General features: G+C 64.2%; 16 protein-coding genes and 1 pseudogene. 11 read left to right on the top strand and 6 right to left on the bottom strand.

The window, feature by feature from the left end:
* The first annotated feature begins 71 nt into the window (after positions 1 to 71).
* Positions 72 to 686, top strand: a complete 615-nt coding sequence (locus tag AC3A4M_RS21250; RefSeq protein ID WP_498738413.1) for a TetR/AcrR family transcriptional regulator — start codon at positions 72 to 74, stop codon at positions 684 to 686.
* A gap of 2 nt (positions 687 to 688) precedes the next feature.
* Here the strand turns inward: AC3A4M_RS21250 and AC3A4M_RS21245 are convergent, their stop codons facing one another.
* Positions 689 to 1615, bottom strand: a complete 927-nt coding sequence (locus AC3A4M_RS21245; RefSeq protein WP_498738411.1) for a LysR family transcriptional regulator — start codon at positions 1613 to 1615, stop codon at positions 689 to 691.
* Between the two features lie 170 nt (positions 1616 to 1785).
* On the opposite strand from AC3A4M_RS21245, the gene AC3A4M_RS21240 reads away from it, so the two are divergent.
* From AC3A4M_RS21240 to AC3A4M_RS21195, 10 genes and pseudogenes are all read left to right on the top strand, one after another.
* A complete protein-coding gene (locus AC3A4M_RS21240; protein WP_498738409.1) occupies positions 1786 to 2211 on the top strand; it encodes a RidA family protein in 426 nt (141 codons plus the stop codon).
* Positions 2208 to 2879 (top strand): DUF1028 domain-containing protein, encoded by a 672-nt coding sequence (locus tag AC3A4M_RS21235; protein WP_498738407.1) that lies wholly within the window; start codon positions 2208 to 2210, stop codon positions 2877 to 2879. Before AC3A4M_RS21240 ends, AC3A4M_RS21235 begins: the two co-directional genes overlap by 4 nt.
* Positions 2869 to 4032, top strand: coding sequence for a M20 family metallopeptidase (locus AC3A4M_RS21230; protein ID WP_498738405.1), 1164 nt, complete (start codon positions 2869 to 2871; stop codon positions 4030 to 4032). The genes AC3A4M_RS21235 and AC3A4M_RS21230 overlap by 11 nt, the downstream gene beginning before the upstream one ends.
* Positions 4033 to 4066: 34 nt before the next feature.
* A complete protein-coding gene (locus AC3A4M_RS21225) occupies positions 4067 to 5485 on the top strand; it encodes an aspartate ammonia-lyase (protein WP_498738403.1) in 1419 nt (472 codons plus the stop codon).
* 169 nt (positions 5486 to 5654) lie between these two features.
* Entirely contained in the window at positions 5655 to 6275 is a 621-nt protein-coding gene (locus AC3A4M_RS21220; RefSeq protein WP_498738401.1) for a recombinase family protein, read from the top strand.
* A 531-nt stretch (positions 6276 to 6806) separates the two neighbouring features.
* Positions 6807 to 7574, top strand: coding sequence for a DUF6414 family protein (locus AC3A4M_RS21215; protein ID WP_498738399.1), 768 nt, complete (start codon positions 6807 to 6809; stop codon positions 7572 to 7574).
* A gap of 168 nt (positions 7575 to 7742) precedes the next feature.
* A complete protein-coding gene (locus AC3A4M_RS21210) occupies positions 7743 to 8561 on the top strand; it encodes a nuclease-related domain-containing protein (RefSeq protein WP_498738397.1) in 819 nt (272 codons plus the stop codon).
* 791 nt (positions 8562 to 9352) lie between these two features.
* Complete coding sequence (locus AC3A4M_RS21205; protein WP_498738395.1) at positions 9353 to 10849, top strand: BNR repeat-containing protein; 1497 nt, start codon at positions 9353 to 9355, stop codon at positions 10847 to 10849.
* 232 nt (positions 10850 to 11081) lie between these two features.
* A pseudogene (locus tag AC3A4M_RS21200) lies at positions 11082 to 11390 on the top strand (IS21 family transposase); the annotation flags it as partial.
* A gap of 106 nt (positions 11391 to 11496) precedes the next feature.
* On the top strand, positions 11497 to 12399 hold the full coding sequence (locus tag AC3A4M_RS21195) for a hypothetical protein (protein WP_498738458.1): 903 nt from the start codon (positions 11497 to 11499) through the stop codon (positions 12397 to 12399).
* 36 nt (positions 12400 to 12435) lie between these two features.
* On the opposite strand, the gene AC3A4M_RS21190 is transcribed toward AC3A4M_RS21195, so the two are convergent.
* Genes AC3A4M_RS21190 through AC3A4M_RS21170 form a run of 5 tightly spaced genes read right to left on the bottom strand, consistent with a single transcriptional unit; the run spans position 12436 to position 18896 of the window.
* The gene (locus AC3A4M_RS21190; RefSeq protein WP_498738393.1) at positions 12436 to 13077 is read right to left on the bottom strand and encodes a LutC/YkgG family protein; all 642 of its coding nucleotides are present in this window, start codon (positions 13075 to 13077) and stop codon (positions 12436 to 12438) included.
* Positions 13074 to 14570, bottom strand: coding sequence for a LutB/LldF family L-lactate oxidation iron-sulfur protein (locus AC3A4M_RS21185; protein WP_498738391.1), 1497 nt, complete (start codon positions 14568 to 14570; stop codon positions 13074 to 13076). The genes AC3A4M_RS21190 and AC3A4M_RS21185 overlap by 4 nt, the downstream gene beginning before the upstream one ends.
* Positions 14567 to 15370, bottom strand: a complete 804-nt coding sequence (locus tag AC3A4M_RS21180; RefSeq protein ID WP_498738389.1) for a (Fe-S)-binding protein — start codon at positions 15368 to 15370, stop codon at positions 14567 to 14569. Before AC3A4M_RS21180 ends, AC3A4M_RS21185 begins: the two co-directional genes overlap by 4 nt.
* The gene (locus AC3A4M_RS21175) at positions 15367 to 16863 is read right to left on the bottom strand and encodes a rhamnulokinase (protein ID WP_498738387.1); all 1497 of its coding nucleotides are present in this window, start codon (positions 16861 to 16863) and stop codon (positions 15367 to 15369) included. Before AC3A4M_RS21175 ends, AC3A4M_RS21180 begins: the two co-directional genes overlap by 4 nt.
* Entirely contained in the window at positions 16860 to 18896 is a 2037-nt protein-coding gene (locus AC3A4M_RS21170; protein WP_498738385.1) for a bifunctional aldolase/short-chain dehydrogenase, read from the bottom strand. The genes AC3A4M_RS21175 and AC3A4M_RS21170 overlap by 4 nt, the downstream gene beginning before the upstream one ends.

Below are 18896 nucleotides of genomic sequence, written 5' to 3'. Positions count from 1 at the left end.
CGTTCCCGCGGTGGTAGGGTGCACACGACCCAGACACGCAACACCCGCACACGATCGAAGGAGCGAGCGTCATGCCCCGCTTGGTAGACCACCAGGAACGACGCCGTTCAATCATAGAGACCACCTGGCAGCTCATCGCGGAGCAGGGGATCGAGAACGCGAGCATGCGGGACATCGCCCGGGAGTGCGGTTATGCGGCGCCCGGCGTCCTGGCCCACTACTTCCCCAACAAGGACGCCCTGCTGCTCGCGTCCTACCAACTGATTTGCGATCGAACCAACGAACGGATCGCCCGCGGCACCAAAGGACGCCGGGGCCTGGCAGCACTGCGCGGCCTCTGCCTGGAAATCATTCCGGCGGACCCGCTCACCGTGGTGGAAGCCCGCGTCGCAATTTCCTTCTGGCAACGTGCGCAGACGGAGGACTCGCTGCGCTCGGTGGGGCGGGATGCGCTGCTGCACTGGCGCAGCCTGATACTGCGTTTCCTTGCCGAGGCGGAGCACGACGGAGAATGCGCTCCTCTGAGTGACCCGGACACCGTTGCCGATGAGCTGTTGAACATCATGATGGGCCTGCACGTGACTTCCATGCTGGACCCCGATGCCGTTACCGGTTCCCGGCAACGCAACATGATGGAACGGGCCCTGATGCGTCTGGCAGCCGAACCCGCCACGGAGCGCGGCTAACGCTACTGCCCCTCCGGTTGCCTGGGCTCTCCGGCCGCCGCCCGCTGGTGGCGCACGCTCTGGGCAACAGCGCGCATCCGCGCCGTTGGCCGCTGTGTCCGCAGCCGGGCCAGCACGATGCTCAGTTCCGGGACACGGTCCTTAATTTCGACGGCCGCGACGTGTCCGCCGTCGTACGTCAGCCCGTGCTGCGGGCGCTGGTGCAGGATTGAGTAACCGTGGCCGTTAGCCACAAAGGTGCGCACCGTCTCGTAGCTGGCGGAGCGGAACTGCACGTTTGGCTTCAGTCCCGCGCCCTGCAGAATGGAAAGCATCAGATCACGGCTATGCGGCATGTCGAGCAGCACAAACGGCTCCTCGGCCACTTCCGACAGCGCAACCTCCTCCCGCGACGCCAGCCGGTGCCCCGGCGGCAGCGTCAGGTAGGGACGGACACGGTCGACGGCGGTGACCGCTATTCCCTCCGGAAGCCCCAGGTCGTAACAGAGGGCGAGATCAGCCTGACCGCTGAGCAGGGCCGCGGAGCAGCCCGCGGCGTCGGCCTCGGTCACCTCGACTTCGAGCTTCGGATGGTCCGTGCGCAACCTGCCCAGGAGCCCGGGCAGCAGAAACGGGGCCAGCGTGCTGAAGCAGACCAGGCGCACCCTTCCGTCCACGCTGCGCTGCTCACCCCGGGCATGGTCCAGCGCCTCTTCCAGATGCCCCAGCACAGCCTGTGCGTCGCGGAGGAACAGCTCTCCGGCCGGCGTGAGCAGCAGCCCCTTCGACCGCTGCCGGATAAAGAACTGCGCGCCGACGGTCCGTTCCAGCTGTGACACGGCCGCCGACACCGCCGACTGCGCGACGTTCAGCCGGACCGCGGCTCCTGTCATGGACTGCTGGGCAGCCGCTTCCACGAAATAGCGCAATTGCGTGAGCGTGACATCCATAAGTACAAGCCTACTGGTTCATCGGATCTTCTGATGCAACAACTCGGAAATGACTGTTGGACAGATTGCCCTTTGGGGCGGGAAGCTGAGTTTCGATGATCCTGCTGCCCGGTTGGGGCAGAGGTGAGCGTGAATTAGAGCCAGCACGATGGAAAGGGTTGTGGCCAAAAGTGAAGCACCAGCGCATCCGTACCTTCAACACGAAGGAGACGTACCCCGAGCAGAATCTGGACAACGACCTGTGCCAGGCCGTTGCGGCGAACGGAGTGGTTTACCTCCGCGGCCAGATCGGCCAGGACCTGGACACCCGGGAATCCGTGGGAATCGGCGACGTCGAGGCGCAGACCGAAAAGGCCATGGCGAACATCGACATGCTCCTGAAGGAGGCCGGCAGCAGCCTCGAGGACATCGTCAAGGTGACCGTATACCTCATCGATCCGCGTTACCGCGAGACCGTATACCGCACCATGGGCCGCTGGCTGAAGGGCGTCTTCCCAGTCTCCACAGGCATCGTCGTACAGGCACTGGCCCGGCCCGAATGGCTGGTAGAGATCGACGCAACCGCCGTGCTCTCGACCCCCGGGGGCACCCAGTGACGTTCAGCATCGCCGCCACCGACGGAACGGGCCGGTTCGGCATCGCCGTCTCATCCTCCTCCCCCGCCGTCGCCGCCCGCTGCGCACACCTGCGCGACGGCGTCGGCGCCGTGAGCTCACAAAACATCACCGACCCACGGCTCGGTGGCCGGATTCTTGACCGCATGCAGGACGGTCTCTCCGCGCAGGAGGCCTTGGACGCCGTCGTCCGCGACGCTCCTGCCGTGGACTACCGGCAGCTGGTGGTTCTGGACGCTTGGGGCGGATCCGCTGTTTTCAGCGGAGCCCATACTCTGGGCGTCTCCGGCGAGGGACGGGGACGGAACAGTGTGGCGGCCGGCAACATGCTGGCCAGCCCCGCCGTCGCCCAGGCACTTTGCGACGGATTCGACGCGGCCAGCGGCGAGCTGGAGGAACGGCTCCTGGCCGCGCTGAATGCAGCCGAAGCCGCTGGCGGCGAAGCAGGACCGGTGATGTCCGCGGGCATCTCGGTCGTCTCCGGCCACGGCTGGCGGGACACGGACCTGCGCGTGGACTGGCACGAAGACCCCGTTCCCGAACTTCAGCGGCTGCTGGACGTGTGGCTGCCCCAACGCCAGGACTACGTGGTCAGGGGACTCGATCCTGCCTCCTCCGTCGGCTACGGGGTGCCCGGCGATGAGCGCTGAGCCGGCAGCGGAACAGGGCAGCGCCGTCAGGGGCGGCCAGCGCGCCCGTGTGCTGGAGTCAGTGGCCGCCGAGCATACGCGGCTGATCCGGCTTTCGGAGCTACTCCATGCCAATCCCGAACTCGGCTGGCAGGAGCACCTGGCGGCCCAGTGGACCGCAGAGTACCTGGCGAAACTCGGCTTCCGGATCGAAATGGAATACCTCGGCTTTCCCACCGCCATCCGCGCAGTTTTCGGCACCGGCCGCCGACGAATCGGACTGATGGCCGAATACGACGCGCTGCCCGGCCTGGGCCATGCATGCGGCCACAACATCATTACCGCGATCTCCTGCGGCGCGGCAGCAGCCCTCGCGGAATTCGCCGACGAACGCGACCTCACCATCGAGCTGTATGGAACACCGGCCGAGGAAGGCGGAGGCGGGAAGATCGAATTGCTCAAACGAGGAGCCTTCCACGGGCTGGACCTTGCCATGATGGCCCATCCCAGCCCCGTCGATTCCGCCGACGCCCGACCCTACGCAGTCGCCCACAGCCATATCGAGTTCCAAGGCAAATCGGCGCACGCGGCTGCCTACCCCGAGCTAGGTGTCAACGCCAACGACGCATTCGTCGTCGCCCAGGTCGCGCTCGGCCTGCTCCGCCAGCAGCTTCCCGCAGGCACCCGCGTCCACGGCATCCAGACACGCGGGGGCGAAGCACCGAACGCCATCCCGGAGAAGACCGAAGGCCGCTGGTACGTCAGGGCCGAAACCCTCGCCGATCTCGGACAGCTGGAAGATCGTGTCTACAGGTGTTTTGAAGCCGGCGCCCTGGCCACCGGATGCGAGCTCTCGATCACCCCGGAGTCCGAACCCTACTCAGAGTTCCGCACCGACCTGCGGGCCCTTGAACTGTACACAGAGCACGCACGGTCGCTCGGACGGGACTTCAACGCCCCTCCCGAACAGGCCACCATGAACAGGGCCTCAACGGACATGGGCAACGTCTCCCAAGTCGTTCCCGCCATCCACCCCTACATCGGCCTTGGCTGCTTCCCGGCAGCCAACCACCAACCCAGTTTCGCCGCCCACTGCGTCGGGGAAGCAGCGAACCTGGCCATCCATGACGGCGCAGCCGCCTTGGCCCTCACAGCCCTGGACTATGTCGCATAACCCGCATCGTCCACATCCATCTCAGGAACAAACCATGACAAAGCAAGAGCCACGACCGTCCGACAGCGTCCGGTTGGAGCATGACAGCCTCGGGGAACGAGAAGTCCCCGCCAACGCGTACTGGGGCATCAGCACCATGCGCGCCGTGGAGAACTTTCCCGTCAGCGGACGCACCATCGGCAGCATTCGGTCCCTGCTATGGGGCTTCGGCGCCATCAAATGCGCTGCCGCAAGAACCAATGAAAAGCTGGGACTCCTGGACCCGGCCCGGTCCGCGGCCATCCAGGCGGCGGCACGTGAAGTGATGGACGGCCTCCTGGACGACCACTTCGTTGTAGACAGAATCCAAGGCGGTGCCGGCACCAGCACCAACATGAATGCCAACGAAGTGATAGCCAACCGCGGGCTGGAACTAATGGGACGCTCCAAGGGCGATTATGCCGCCCTGCATCCCATCGACGATGTAAACCGCAGCCAGTCGACCAACGACACCTATCCCACCGCCATCAAAATAGCCCTGCAGCGCGAACTGACCGTGCTCTGCGCCGAACACCAGCGGCTCAGCAATGCTTTCGCCGCAAAGGCCGAGGAATTCGCAGGCATCATCAAAGTGGGAAGAACCCAACTGCAGGATGCTGTGCCCATGAGCCTGGGCCAGGAATTCGGGGCCTTCGCAGAAACACTCAGAGAGGACCGCCACCGCCTTCTGGAGCTCATGCCGCACCTGCTCGAATCCAACCTCGGCGCCACCGCCATCGGCACCGGGATCACCGCCCCTGCCGGCTACCGCGACGCCGTCATTGAGGAACTCAACACTCTTACCGGCATGCAACTAGCCTCCGCCACCGACCTCGTCGAAGCTACCAGCGACACCGGGGTATTCATGCTGGTTTCCGGCGTACTCAAAAGGGCCGCCGTGAAACTCTCCAAAATCTGCAACGACCTGCGGCTGCTCTCCTCCGGTCCACAAACAGGTCTAGGCGAAATTTTCCTCCCGGCGGTCCAGGCAGGATCATCCATCATGCCTGGCAAGGTCAACCCGGTCATCCCGGAAATGGTCAACCAGGTTGCCTTCCGGGTGGTCGGCGCCGACGCAACGGTAACGATGGCTGTGGAGGCCGGGCAGCTCCAGCTCAACGCGTTCGAACCCGTCATCGCCGACGCACTTCTCGAATCCCTCGCCTGGCTCACCGCCGCATGCCGTCAACTACGCACCCACTGCGTCGACGGCATCAAGGCAAACACCGCCGTACTTCAGCAGCGCATGGTCGAATCCATTAGTGTTGTCACCGGTCTTGCTCCCTTGATTGGCTATGCGGCGGCAGCAGAACTGGCCAAAGACGCCCTCGCCAGCAACCGAACGATAGCGGCCCTCGTGACTGAACGCGGCCTGCTGGACGACCGAAAACTGAAGCTAGCACTCTCCCCCAGCAACCTGGCCGGACTCGGCTGAACCGGCCCTGTCAGGAGACTATTCGCGCCATGTCAGTTTGGAGTACACCCCAACCTGACGTCAGGCACGTATGGGAAACAGCGTCAGAATAGGCTTCAAAATTGCTTTTCTTGACACCCTCACGCGGAACTCTTAGATTTCATCCTGACAATCAAGGGTTGGAGGCGCGGTGGCGGGGCAGCGGATCGGGTATGTACGGGTCAGCACGCTCGACCAGAACGAGCAACGCCAACTCGAAGGCCAAACACTCGACCGTGTGTTCACCGATAAGGCCTCCGGCCGGGACACTGCCCGTCCCCAGCTTGTCGAACTCGTCCGCTTTGCCCGCGACGGAGACACGGTCGTAGTACACAGCATGGACCGGCTCGCCCGGAACCTGGACGACTTGCGATCCCTGGTTCAGAAACTGACCGCCAAGGGCGTCCGAGTCGAGTTCGCCAAAGAAGGACTGGTCTTTACCGGCGAGGACTCCCCCATGGCCAACCTCATGCTTTCCGTCATGGGCGCCTTCGCCGAGTTCGAACGCTCCCTTATTAAGGAGCGACAGCGGGAAGGCATCACCCTGGCTCGCCAACGGGGCGCCTATCGCGGTCGAAAAAAGACGCTCTCCTCAGAACAGGCGGTCGAACTCGTTCGCCGTGCAGCAACTGGAATCCCGAAAACGACCCTCGCCCGCGACTACGGGATTAGCCGGGAGACCGTCTATCAGCACCTGCGCCAAGCCGCCCTGGCTGCAAGCACGGAGAACGTTCCGGCCTCTGCAAAAGGCTCTGTTCTGCCTGGTGGGTAATTCCAGACGCCCATCTCATCCATGCGGACGTAATGTGTGGCGCCAAAAGGCGCATCGCCGCCGATCCCTGAACTACACAGCATTGAAACCTATGCGTAGTCGATCACTTCGTTATGTGCCGCTCCGACGTGTCTCATAACTAATGGTGCATACGCTGATTCGACCAAAGAGTTGTGAGACATAGTTACGAGAATTGCCGGGCTCGTAAGATTTCACGGAAGTAGGACAACGTTAGCCATCACCCTTACGCAGCGGGAGAGACGTCTCGTTTCCCTAGGCTTGAAAGACACAACTCACCGTTCCGTATATGGCCCCCTCACCGGACAGGCCACTGGGCGGGGCATACGGGTCGCCCATGTTTCGGAGCACGCGTTACCGCCAGTCAGCACAGGATGTGATCGGTAGTTCCCCGAAGGTCGATGGGCAGATCCCTCAAAGGAGCACAGCAGCTATGTCCCTACCAGCCCTTGCCCACGCCCTATAGGAGGATGGTGCCATGCTTTTCAACGCGCATTACTTGGACGAGGACGCTTGGCAAACTACGTCGCTGCCCTTGAAGGTGGTCTGCGTGAGTCAGGTACGTCGCGCTCTAAGGGAAGCCACGGATTCGGGGGTTCGCTCCGCTGGGGCGGGACGAAAGTCGAAGGAAAGAGCGACGCTGAAACTGAGAACACGCTGAACTTAAAGGATCACAATGCATCCGGTCTGCAGCGCCTTATAGACGCCGGGCACGAGGACCCGGAGAAGGTCGGGTGGATCGAAACAACTCAGCCAGAGATAGATTTTGCCGAGGCGGGTACTGGAGCGTTCATCGACTGGGAATGTGACATCTACATACCGGAAGCCATCGCCGCCATGGCAAACCACGAAGGATTAAGCAGCACGCTGAGCACGATGAAGGCATTGATGCCCTCAGCCAAAGCGCTCGGCCTGAGTATGGACGGTATCCCCGATACGAAGGAGATGGATGCCATGGCTTCATTGCTGGATCAGCTCGATATTGCGCCCGTCATCATCGGTGACGATAGTGACACGGATTGGAAGGTCGTCGGTTCACTCAACAAACAGTGGATCTCGCCGGCCGCGTCGTTTGATGGGCGCACCCGCATCGTTGGCAAGGTGAAGAAACGTGTGCTCCAAGATCGTTGGTATCCCATGGTTTCCCTCCCCGGCATGAACCTCGTAAACCGAGATGAACGTCGTCGGATGGAACGTGAAGGGCCGAAGGACGCAAGTCAAGAGAATCAATTCATTCGGGGTCCTCTACTAGTGCTCGACTACCTCGCCATTTTCAGCTGATCGGATCCAAGAGTTCAGCGGCGTCTCCTGAAATCAGCTGCTACGCGCGGTCCATCACGAAAAAGTTCTTGCCGTGGGTGAGGATTGAGCGATGACAAAGCGCATCAGCGGCCTAACCGCCGCCGTGATCTACAAGCAGTACGTTCCGTTGATCCAAAGTGCATCCTCATGAAGCAGAGGCTCCGGTACGCCGGAACGTGTCGGCTGTGCGGTGCCTCTCTTCCGGCCGGGACAGGCGCGATCTATGAGAGCGAGACGAAGACCATCCGCTGCTTGGAGTGTGTCACCGAGGCTACGGAAACCATGTCCCCTGACGTGGAACCACCTTGTGATGAGTCGTTGTCCGCCGAGCCGGGAGTAGCCGGGTCGTCCGCCCGGCGCGAATATGAGCGCCGCAAAGCGAAGGACGAGGAAAAGCTCCGCGAGAAATGGGGTCGCTTCGGTGGCCTCGCAGTCGCCCTCTCTGACGAGCGGCCGCACACCAGGTCCTGGGATCGAGGCGCGATCGGTGAGGAACGCCTCGGCGCCCGGCTAAATGCCCTGGCCGCCGATGGTCTGGCTGTCCTCCACGACCGGCGCATCCCCGGCTCGAAGGCCAACATCGACCACATCGCCATCACTCCCGGTGGAATCTGGGTGATCGATGGCAAGCGGTATAAGGGACGGCCCGAACTGAAGATCGAGGGTGGCATCCTTCGCCCACGCGTCGAGAAGCTCCTCGTTGGCCGGCGTGACTGCACAAAACTGGTCGATGGGGTGCTCAAACAGGTGGACGTCGTGCGCGAACTCGTCGGGGATGTTCCGGTCACCGGGGCGCTGTGCTTCATCGAAGCAGACTGGCCCCTGATCGGGGGCGCGTTCTCGACTCGTGGCGTTCACGTGCTCTGGCCGAAACGGCTAGCCAAGGTGCTTATGGAGCAGACAGCCGGCGACGTTGATGTGGCGAGGATGCGTGAGTCAATAGCCTCGCGGTTCAAGTCTGCGTGACGTCAGGAGCGGACGTTTGAAGCTGTTCGGAAGCACGCTAAGGGATCGTGTCGGGAGTCCTTATATGGGTGTCAATGGCCATTTGTTTCTGCCCATAGGTGGCCAGTAAATATGGCCGCTGGGGGCCAGTAGAACTGCCCGGTGATGGCCAACTGATCTGCCCACTGTTTGGTTCGGCGAGGTCAACAAGCAGTTTCATGGGTTTGGCCGATATGAAGACGCTTCTTCGTGTGCTCAGGTGGGGAGCTGTCGTGCTGAACGGCGCTGAGGGGACACTGTCCGCGAGGCCCTGGCATGTACGGTTCCGCCGGCGCGGAAGGTCCCGGTGCGTAGCTCGCCACGGCTTAAAGCGTTCAAGCCGGCGATCGACGCCATGCTTGTTGAGGACACGACGGCGCCGCGGAAGCAACCCATGCTTAATTGTGCAGGCCGCATTGACGCTTGAGCACATCTTTACATATGATCTAGTTCACAGGCTATTGAAACGTTACAACAAGTCCTCTCCTGATCTTTCGTCACAAAGGTGAACGCACCATGGAAACCGCAGGTCGCGACCGAGACGCTCCGATTCTGCCGTTGTCAGAGACGTTGCTGCAGTTCGGCAGGACCACCTCGAATCGATTTCGGCGCCGACCCCCGCCGTGCGCCACTGGGCTCTTCACCCACGCCACCGTGCCGATGACTTCCAAGATGCCGCCGCCCTGTTCCGCCTCAAGGACCACCACGTCGCCCTCTAACCCTCGACTCACCAGCTCTCGCCCTGTAGTTCTTTACTTCTGGAGGAATGCACTATGACCGCCCACACCGTTCACGCCAGCCGCCTTATCACCCTGGCTGCTGTCTCCTCGCTCCTTTTCGGCCTAGGTGCAGCACCCTCCCCGGCCGCCCCCACCCTGGCACCAGCCGTCACCTCACCAGGCCCGCTGGACTGCTCGACTCCCGCCGGGGATTACGACTTCCCCGACAGCAACCAGGAGGTGCTCGAGACCAGTGAGCTCGGCATCACCTGGGCCGGCATGTTCGTGGTCCAGGACCTGCTCACCGTGCACAACAAGCAGTACGCGGCGTTCTACGACCAGGACCGCAACATGGTCCTTGCCGAGCGTCACCTCTCCAAGAACATCGGCAAGGGCTCACCGTGGCGTTACCACGTTCTTCCCACCAAGCTGGGTTGGGACAGCCACAACTACATTTCCTTGGGCACCAGCAACGACGGGACCTTGCACGTGAGCGGCAACATGCATAACGTGCCGCTGACCTACTTCAAGACCGACACTTCAGGGAACATCGACACCCTTGAACAGGTCCCGACCATGGTCGATGCCGCCTCTGAGCGCTCCGTTACCTACCCGGAGTTCGTCAACCGCAAGGACGGCTCCCTGGTCTTTAGCTACCGCAATGGCGGATCCGGCAACGGCGTCACCTACTTCAACGTCTACAACGAGGACACCGGTTCTTGGGAGCGGCTGGCCGACGAGCCGCTGTTCGACGGTCAGGGCTCCGAAGCCAATCCGGAGGGCACCTGGAACTCCTACTTCCAGGGCCCCGCCCTCGGTCCCGACGGATACTTCCACATGGTCTGGGTCTGGCGCGACACCCCGAACGCGGCCACCAACTCCATGCTCACCTACGCCAAGAGCGAGGACCTGATCCACTGGACCACCGCCGACGGCCAGCCGCTGGAGACCCCGTTCCGCTACGGGAAGGCCGACGTGATCGACCCAATCCCTGACTTCGCCGGGCTGCTCAACGGCAACGCCAAGATTGGGTTCGACGCCGACGGGCAGATCATGGTTACCTACCACAAATACGACGACCAGGGTCGCTCCCAGCTCTACGCCGCCGGACCAGACGGGTCCGGGGAGTGGGACATCCAGCAGATCTCCGACTGGGAAGGACGCTGGCAGTTCGGCGGCAATGGGACACTCGTCTTCGACGTGCAGATGCTCGGCTCCACACCGCTGTCCAACGGCGACCTCCGAGTGGACTTCGCCTGCCACGGGGAGAAGACCTCCATCGTGGTGGACGAGAACTTCCAGCCCCTGGCACAGCTGCCCACCCCGACTCTGCCCGAGGCCGTCTCACGTGTGCGCTCCGACTACCCGGGCATGCAGGTCAACGTCGTCCCCGACGCCAACGCTCCCACGACCCCGGGCGCTCCCACCTACTACCTGCGCTGGGAAAGCCTCGGGGAAAACCGTGACCAGCCGCGCACCGAGTACCCGACCGACGGCAGCGGCATCGAAGTCGTCTACATCGGTACCCCCGGCACGAAGAACGCCCGGTAGGAGGACAGAGAGGGAACACATCTGCCTCCAGTTCCACAGATCAAGGGCCAATAGGCAGACTCCGCCCGCCTGGCGCGAATCGCGGAGGTGTCGGTCGGCCTGATAGTTGCCCCGTTAGGACGGTTATCTATGGCCCCATTTTGTGACTCGCCGGGCACTGTGACGGTTATTTGTGGCCCCACCTTCAACGTTGGATTCATCAGTGGATGGATGCGGTGGAAGGCTGGTCTGGATGGAGTCGAGAGTGGAGTTGTTCGCACGGATCCGAAGGGACGCCCGGGTTGAGGGCCTGTCGGTTCGTGCGCTGGCGGTCCGGCACGCAGTCCACAGAAGAACCGTTCGGCAGGCACTGGATTCAGCTGCCCCTCCGGAACGCAAACCGAGGCAAGGTGTGGCCTGGCGGCTGGAGCCGTTCAAGGCCGCGATCGATGCCATGCTGGTCGAGGACACGACGGCGCCGCGGAAGCAGCGCCATACTGCCCGCAGAATCCTCGCCCGGCTCATCGAAGAGCACGGGGCGGAGGAGCTGTCGTATTCCACAACGTGTTCCGGCGCGCCGGCATTCCGTTCCGTTCCGTTCCGTTTCCGGCTGGCTACGGCAGGAATCGGCCTGGGCCCGCATCAACCGGTGGATCAATGCAGCGCATGTGCGCTCTGCTCTGCGCCATGCCCGGCACGGTTTGTTGGGCCATGTATACCCGGGCATGCTGGATGTCTCCACCGACCTGACACTGCTGCCGGCCACGTTTGGATCGCATGTGGAGGTCCTGGAGTTCGATGATCTGCGGGTTCGCGTGGCGCAGGTGACCGAAGCCGAAGCCAAGGAGCGCATGGATCTGGCCCGACAGATTTTCACCCTTGACTCTACTGTGGTCGAGGAGGACTTCGCCTGGGGAGCAAAGGTATCCGTGGGCCTGGACAGGTTGGTCGAGGATTTCGAGCTGGACTCGCTGGCCTACTACCACCGCGGTCTGGACGGGGAGTTGCACGAGCGCCTTGGCGCCGCCATGATCCTGGGCGCCTCGCTCCTGACCGGCCGGGGCATTCCTGCCACCGGGGAGTACGAGCTGCGTACCACGGTAGCCCAGGTGGCCACCCAGGTCGTGGGGGCAGGAGGATCCTTTTGCGAGATCCAGTCCCTGAACTTCGCGGACAACGTTGTTGAAATGGGCCACGTCGGGCCCGCCCATCTGGCCGTCAGCGCCCGGGATCCGCTGCTGCGGGGTCTGGGTGTGTACCACGGCAAGCGTGGCTGGGGCGTCAGCGTGGAATTCGACATACAGCATGGTCCCGTCACGCTGCTGGGCGTGGGCCAGGACCGTGACGGAGGGCTGGCTTTCATCGCTTCCGAAGGCGAGGTCGTCCCGGGCCCGTTGCTGGAGATCGGCAATACGACCAGCAGAGTCGACTTCGGGCGTGATCCGGGCGAGTGGGTTGACCAGTGGTCCAATACCGGCATCGGCCATCATTGGTCACTGTCGGTAGGCCACCGTGCCGCTGACCACCAGGCGGCGGCCGACCTGCTCGGCATCGATTACCGACAGGTTTGACGGGTCCGGCCAGGCCGGAGCGCGTGTCTGTTCCGCCTACGCCTGTGCTTTGACGACCAGGACTTCCAAGCGCCGGGGCCCATGGACCCCTTCGACGCGTTCGAGTTCGATGTCGCTGGTGGCGCTGGGTCCGCTGATCATGGTGATGGGCCGTGTTCCATCGATTCGTTTTAGCGCTTCGGGGAGGATTTCGGTGATGTTCGAGGCGTTGACGATGCAGATGTGCCGGTCGGGGATGAGCGTGATGGCCCTGCGGCCCTGGTTCGGGCTGGCGTCCAGGATGATGGTGCCGGTTTGGGCGACGGCTGCGGCGCATGCGGTCAGCACTGCGTCGGCGCGGTCGAGTTCGGATGGGGACAGGGTGCTCTGTGGCCCGTCGATTCTGAGTCTGCTGTTGTCGGTGCGGTCGGCGGCGGGCAGCCAGGCCCGGTCGAAGCCGGCGGGGATGACGTAGCTGCCGGCGGTGTCCAGAAGTTCCGTTAACCGGGCCGGAACGTCTGGGGTGCTGATGACGGAGACCTGGGCTTTGTAGTCCTCGAGGCGGTCTACGAGCAGTTCTATCAGCTGGTTTTCGGTCAGTGACGACGTCTGCCGGTATTCACGCGGGATATCCGGAGCCGCGGGCTCGTCACGGAGTGCACTGCGGATCCGGTCCAGTATCTCCTCGCGGGCGTTCATGGGCTCTCTTCCTTATGTTCCTTGTGTTCCTTGGCCCACCAGTCACGGAATGCCTGGACAGGTGGTGCCGGGATATCCCGGCTTTGGGTCCATCCGCCAGCGATGCCGGGGAGCTTGGTGATTTTGTGGTCCGGGCCGGCTGCGAGCCGTCCGGCGGGCAGCGCCTTCTCGACCAATCCGAGGCGTTTTCCGGAGGAGAGGGCCCAGGAGGCGGCTTTCATTCCGAGGTCCATCTGGGTGGGCAGTTTTTTCCGGCCTCGCTGGCTGTCGATGTCTTCACCGCGGAGGTGGACGAGGATGTCGGGGATGTTGATTTTGACCGGGCACGCGTCGTAGCAGGCGCCGCAGAGCGATGAGGCGTAGGGCAGGGAGTTGTTCTCTTCGGATTCGATGCCGGTCAGCAGGGGCGAGAGGATGGCTCCGATGGGCCCGGGGTAGGTGGATCCGTAGGCGTGCCCGCCGGTGCGTTCGTAGACCGGGCAGACGTTCATGCAGGCGCTGCAGCGGATGCAGTGCAGCGCGGACCGGCCCGTTTCATCAGCCAGCGCGGCGCTGCGGCCGTTGTCGAGCAGCACCAGGTGCACGTTCTGGGGCCCGTCGCCGCCGGTCACGCCGGTCCAGAGGGAGGTGTAGGGGTTCATGCGTTCCCCCGTGGAGGACCGGGGCAGCAGCTGCATGAATACTTCGAGGTCCTGCCAGGTGGGCAGGAGTTTTTCGATGCCCATGACGGTAATGAGGGTTTCGGGCAGGGTCAGACACATGCGTCCGTTGCCTTCGGATTCGACCACGGCCAGGGTGCCGGAGTCGGCGATGGCGAAGTTGGCGCCGGAGACGGCGACCTTGGCGGTGAGGAATTTCCTGCGCAGGTGTGACCGGGCGGCTGCGGCGAGCTTGGCGGGGTCGTCGCTGAGGTCCGGGTCTGCCTCGGGCATTTCGCGCAGGAAGATGTCACGTACCTGGGTGCGGTTCTTGTGGATGGCCGGAACCAGGATGTGGCTGGGCTTGTCGTGGTCGAGTTGGACGATCAGTTCGGCGAGGTCTGTTTCCAGGGCGGTGATGCCGCGTTCTTCGAGGTATTCGTTGAGTCCCATTTCCTGCGTGGCCATGGATTTGACCTTGACGACTTCGGTCTCGCCGGTCTTCTCGATCAGCTCCGTCACGATGGCGTTGGCTTCGTCCGCGTCGCGGGCCCAGTGCACCGTGCCTCCGTGCGCGGTGAAGTTTTCTTCGAACTGCATCAACAGTTCGGGCAGGCGTGCCATGACGGATTCCTTGATGGTGCTGCCTGCGTCCCGGAGCTGTTCCCAGTCCGGGAGTTCGGAGACGACCTGGCTCCGTTTGTTGCGGATGGTTCGGGTGGCATGGTCCAGGTTGGCCCGTAGCTGGGCGTTGCCGAGTTCACGGTGCGCGGCCGTGGGAAAGGCTTCTTCGGCGTGGATGTTTCCGGTGCCGAAGACAGGCAGGGAGGGCATGCCCAGGAATGTCTGGCTCATGGTCGGGCCTTTCCGGTATGCAGCTGGACCTCGCCTGTGACGGTCACAGGGTTCTGCGTGGTGCTGGCGAGGATTTCGGCGAAATGCAGGGTGCCGGTGGTGCTGTTCTGCCGGGACAGACCGCCGCCGATGTGCATCAGGCAGGATGCGTCGCCGCCGGTACAGAGTTCCGCGCCGGTGGTTTGGATGCAGGCTGTCTTGTCTTCCAGCATGGCCGTGGAGACGTCCGCGTTCTTCATGGAGAACGTTCCGCCGAATCCGCAGCACTGGTCGGCGTCCGGCAGCGGCTTGAGGGTGATTCCCCCAACGGTGGACAGCAGCTGCTGTTGGCGGTCGCCCAGGCGCAGCAGCCGCATCCCGTGGCAGCTGGGATGGTAGGTGACGGTGTGCGGGAAATAGGATCCGAGCTGGACGGCGGCGTCCGTGATGCCGAGGACGTCGGTGAGCAGCTCGGAGAGCTCGTAGGTCTTCGCACCCACGGCCGTGGACCTGGCCTCCAGATCCTGGTCGGAGCAGCGGCGGGCGATCATGGGGTGCTGATGCTTAACCGAGGCCACGCAGGAGCCCGACGGGGCGACGATGGCGTCGTAGTCCCCGTCCTCGAAGGCCCTGACATGGTTGGCGACGACGGGGACTGCTTCCTTGAAATAACCGCTGTTGATGTGCATCTGCCCGCAGCAGGCCTGCCCGTCCGGGAAGACCACCTCGTGGCCCAGGCGCTCCAGAATGCTTACGGTGGCACGGGCGGTCCGCGGAAACATCGCGTCGACGATGCAGGTCGCGAAGAGCGCTATTTTCATGGCTTTCTCCCTGCCCGGGCTGGTTCCCCGGCAGCCGCTGCCGGGGCTCCCCCGGCCGGGCGGGGCCGGTAGGTGGCGCTGCGGCCGTTCCGGGCGGCCGTGCGGCGCAATTCGGACAGGCTTCCGGTGATAACGCCGGCGGCGCGGGCCTGGATGAGGATGTTGCCCTGGGCAGTCGCCTCGACGGGGCCGGCGATGACGGGCAGGCCGGTGGCGTCTGCCGTGAGCTGGCAGAGCAGGGCGTTTTGCGAGCCGCCGCCGACGATATGCACGCTCTTGATATCGAGCCCCGACAGGGCGCCCGCCTGATTGATGGTGCGGGCGTATCCTGCAGCCAGGCTGTCCAGGATACAGCGGACTACGGCTGCCGGGTCGGCTGACAGCGGGGGCCCGCCGGCGGACGCGGCGGCTGCGCGGATGCGGACCGGCATGTTGCCGGGGGCGATGAATTCCGTGGAGTCGGCATCAATGAGTGGGCCTCCCGCGGGCAGGCTGCCGGCGGCTTCGAGCAGGTCAGCGAGGTCCGCTTCCCTGCCGGCCCCGTTCCAGGTGCGCAGGCATTCCTGCAGCAGCCAGAGTCCGCCGACGTTGCGCAGGTAGCGGATGGTGCCGTCGACACCGCGTTCGTTGGTGAAATTGGCCTGCCGGCTGGCTTCGGTGAGCACAGGGCGCTGAAGCTCCACGCCGACGAGGGACCAGGTGCCGGAGGAAATGTAGGCGAAGTCCGCCGCTGCCGCTGGGACCGCGGCGACGGCCGAGGCCGTGTCATGGGAACCGACGGCGACCACGGCGGTGTCCGCTGCCAGGCCTGTTTGCCTGGCGATGTCCGGCAGCAGGGTGCCGGTCTGCTCGCCGGGTTTGATCAGCGGCGCAAAAAGATCCCGGGGCAGGCCGAGCGGGCCGAAAAATTCGGTGGCCCACTCCCCCGCCACCGCGTCGAAGAGCCCGGTGGTCGAGGCATTGGTTTCCTCGGTGCGGCGTTCACCGGTCAGCCAGAACGCCAGCAGGTCCGGGATCAGCAGGGCCTGCATGCCGGAGAGATCCTGCTCTGCAGCGAGCTGGTAGATCGTGTTGAACGGAAGGAACTGCAGCCCGGTCGTGGCATAGAGCCGGCCCGGGTCGATCTGCCGGTGAACGGCCTCGGCTGTGGCCGCCGTCCGGTCGTCGCGGTAGCTGTACGGGATGGACTGCAGGGCGCCTTTCGCGTCCACGAGGCCGTAATCGACGGCCCAGGTGTCGATGCCGATGCTCACGACCCGCTCCCCGGCTGCCGCCGTGCGTTCGGCGGCGAGCCGGAGGCCGGTGAGCACCTGCTCGAAGATCGCGTGGATATCCCAGCGCAGCGCACCGTCGATCCGTTTCGCTCCGTTGGGGAACCGGTGGACGGTCTCGAGTTCCGGGCCGTGCTCGCCCAGCCGGCCGAGGATGACCCTGCCGGAGGAAGCACCGATATCAATGGCGGCGAAAACGTCGCCGGAAACCGCGGTGCTCATCGCATGAAAGCGGCTGCGACGCCGGCGTCGACCGGAATGTGCAGGCCGGTGGTGTGGGACATCTCCGCGGAGGTGAGCACGGCCACGGCGTTGGCCACATTCTCGGGCAGGACCTCGCGCTTGAGCAGGGTGCGCTGGGCGTAGTACTTGCCGAGTTCGTCTTCGGGCACACCGTAGACCGCGGCACGTTTGGCGCCCCAGCCCCCGGCGAAGATGCCGGAGCCGCGGACCACGCCGTCGGGGTTGATGCCGTTGACCTTCACCCCGTATTCACCCAGTTCGGCCGCGAGCAGGCGAACCTGGTGGGCCTGGTCGGCCTTCGTGGCCGAGTAGGCGATGTTGTTGGGCCCGGCAAAGACGGAGTTTTTAGAGGAGATGTAGATGATGTCCCCGCCCATGTCCTGCTCGATGAGCACCTTCGCGGCGGCCTTGGAAACCAGGAAGGAGCCCTTGGCCATGACGTCGTGCTGCAGGTCCCAGTCCTTTTCGCTGGTCTCCAGCAGGGGCTTGGAGATCGACAGGCCCGCGTTGTTGACCACCAGGTCCAGGCCGCCGAACGCGAGCACCGCGGCGTTGATGGCTTCCTGGACCTGGTCTTCGCGGGTCACGTCGGCCTGGACACCGATAGCTACGTCGGCGCCGCCGAGTTCTTCGGCGACGGCCTGCGCGTTTTCCAGGTTCAAGTCCGCTATCACGACGCACGTGCCTTCGGCCGCGAGCCGGGTGGCGATCGCCTTGCCGATGCCTGATGCGGCGCCGGTGACCAGTGCGATGCGGGTGGCGTGGGACTTGGGTTTGGGCATGCGGGCCAGTTTGGCTTCTTCCAGTGCCCAGTACTCGATGCGGAACTTCTCGGATTCTTCGATCGGCGCGTAGGTGGAGACTGCCTCGGCGCCGCGCATGACGTTGATGGCGTTGAGGTAGAACTCGCCGGCGACGCGTGCGGTCTGCTTGTTGGCCCCGTAGGAGAACATGCCAACGCCGGGCACCAGCACGATCGCCGGGTCCGCACCACGGATGGCCGGGGAATCAGGCGTCGCGTGGCGGTCGTAGTAGGCCTGGTAGTCGGCCCGGTACTGCTCGTGCAGTTCCCGCAGCCGGGTGATGCTTTCCTCGACGGAGGCGTCGGCGGGCAGGTCCAGGACGAGCGGCTTGACCTTGGTGCGCAGGAAATGGTCCGGGCAGCTGGTCCCCAAGGCACCCAGGCGCGGATGGGCTGCGCTTTCCAGGAATTCCAGTACCGCGGGGTCGTCGCTGTAGTGGCCGACCTGGGCCTTGTCGGTCGAGGCCAGTCCGCGGATCACCGGGGCCAGCGCGGCGGCCTTGGCTTTGCGTTCGGCTTCCGGCAGGGCGCCGTAGCCGGGCAGGTTGGCTCCGAAGGGTTCGGTTTTGCCGGTCTCGGCGATGAACTGTTCCGCAGTGTCGATGATCCAGCGGGAGTTCGCTTCCGCTTCGTGGCTGGTGGCACCCCAGGCGGTGATGCCGTGGCCGCCGAGGATCGTGCCGATCGCTTCCGGGTTGGCTTCCTTGATGGCGGCGATGTCCAGGCCCAGCTGGAAACCGGGCCGACGCCAGGGCACCCAGACAACTTTCCCGCCGAAAATCTCCTTTGTCAGGGTTTCACCGGCGGCCGCGGTCGCGATCGCGATACCGGAATCCGGGTGCAGATGGTCCACGTGGGCCGCGTCGACCAGCCCGTGCATGGCGGTGTCGATCGACGGCGCGGCGCCGCCCTTGCCGTGCAGGCAGTAATCGAACGCGGCGGCCATTTCGTCTTCGCGGTCCAGACCGGGGTAGGTGTTCACGAGTGCACGCATCCGGTCCAGCCGGAGCACGGCCAGCCCCGGCTCGGTCAGGGTACCGAGGTCTCCGCCGGAGCCCTTGACCCACAGCAGCTCGACGTCCTCGCCCGTGACCGGGTCGGTCCCGGTGCCTTTGGCCGAGGTGTTGCCGCCGGCGTAGTTGGTGTTCCGCTTATCCGCGCCGAGGCGGTTGGAGCGGGTAATCAGTTCTGTGACGGTTTCGTTGGTCAT

It is taken from the genome of Arthrobacter sp. Soil_C_60 (genome assembly GCF_057656375.1).
This window is presented reverse-complemented; position numbering and strand designations above follow the sequence as displayed.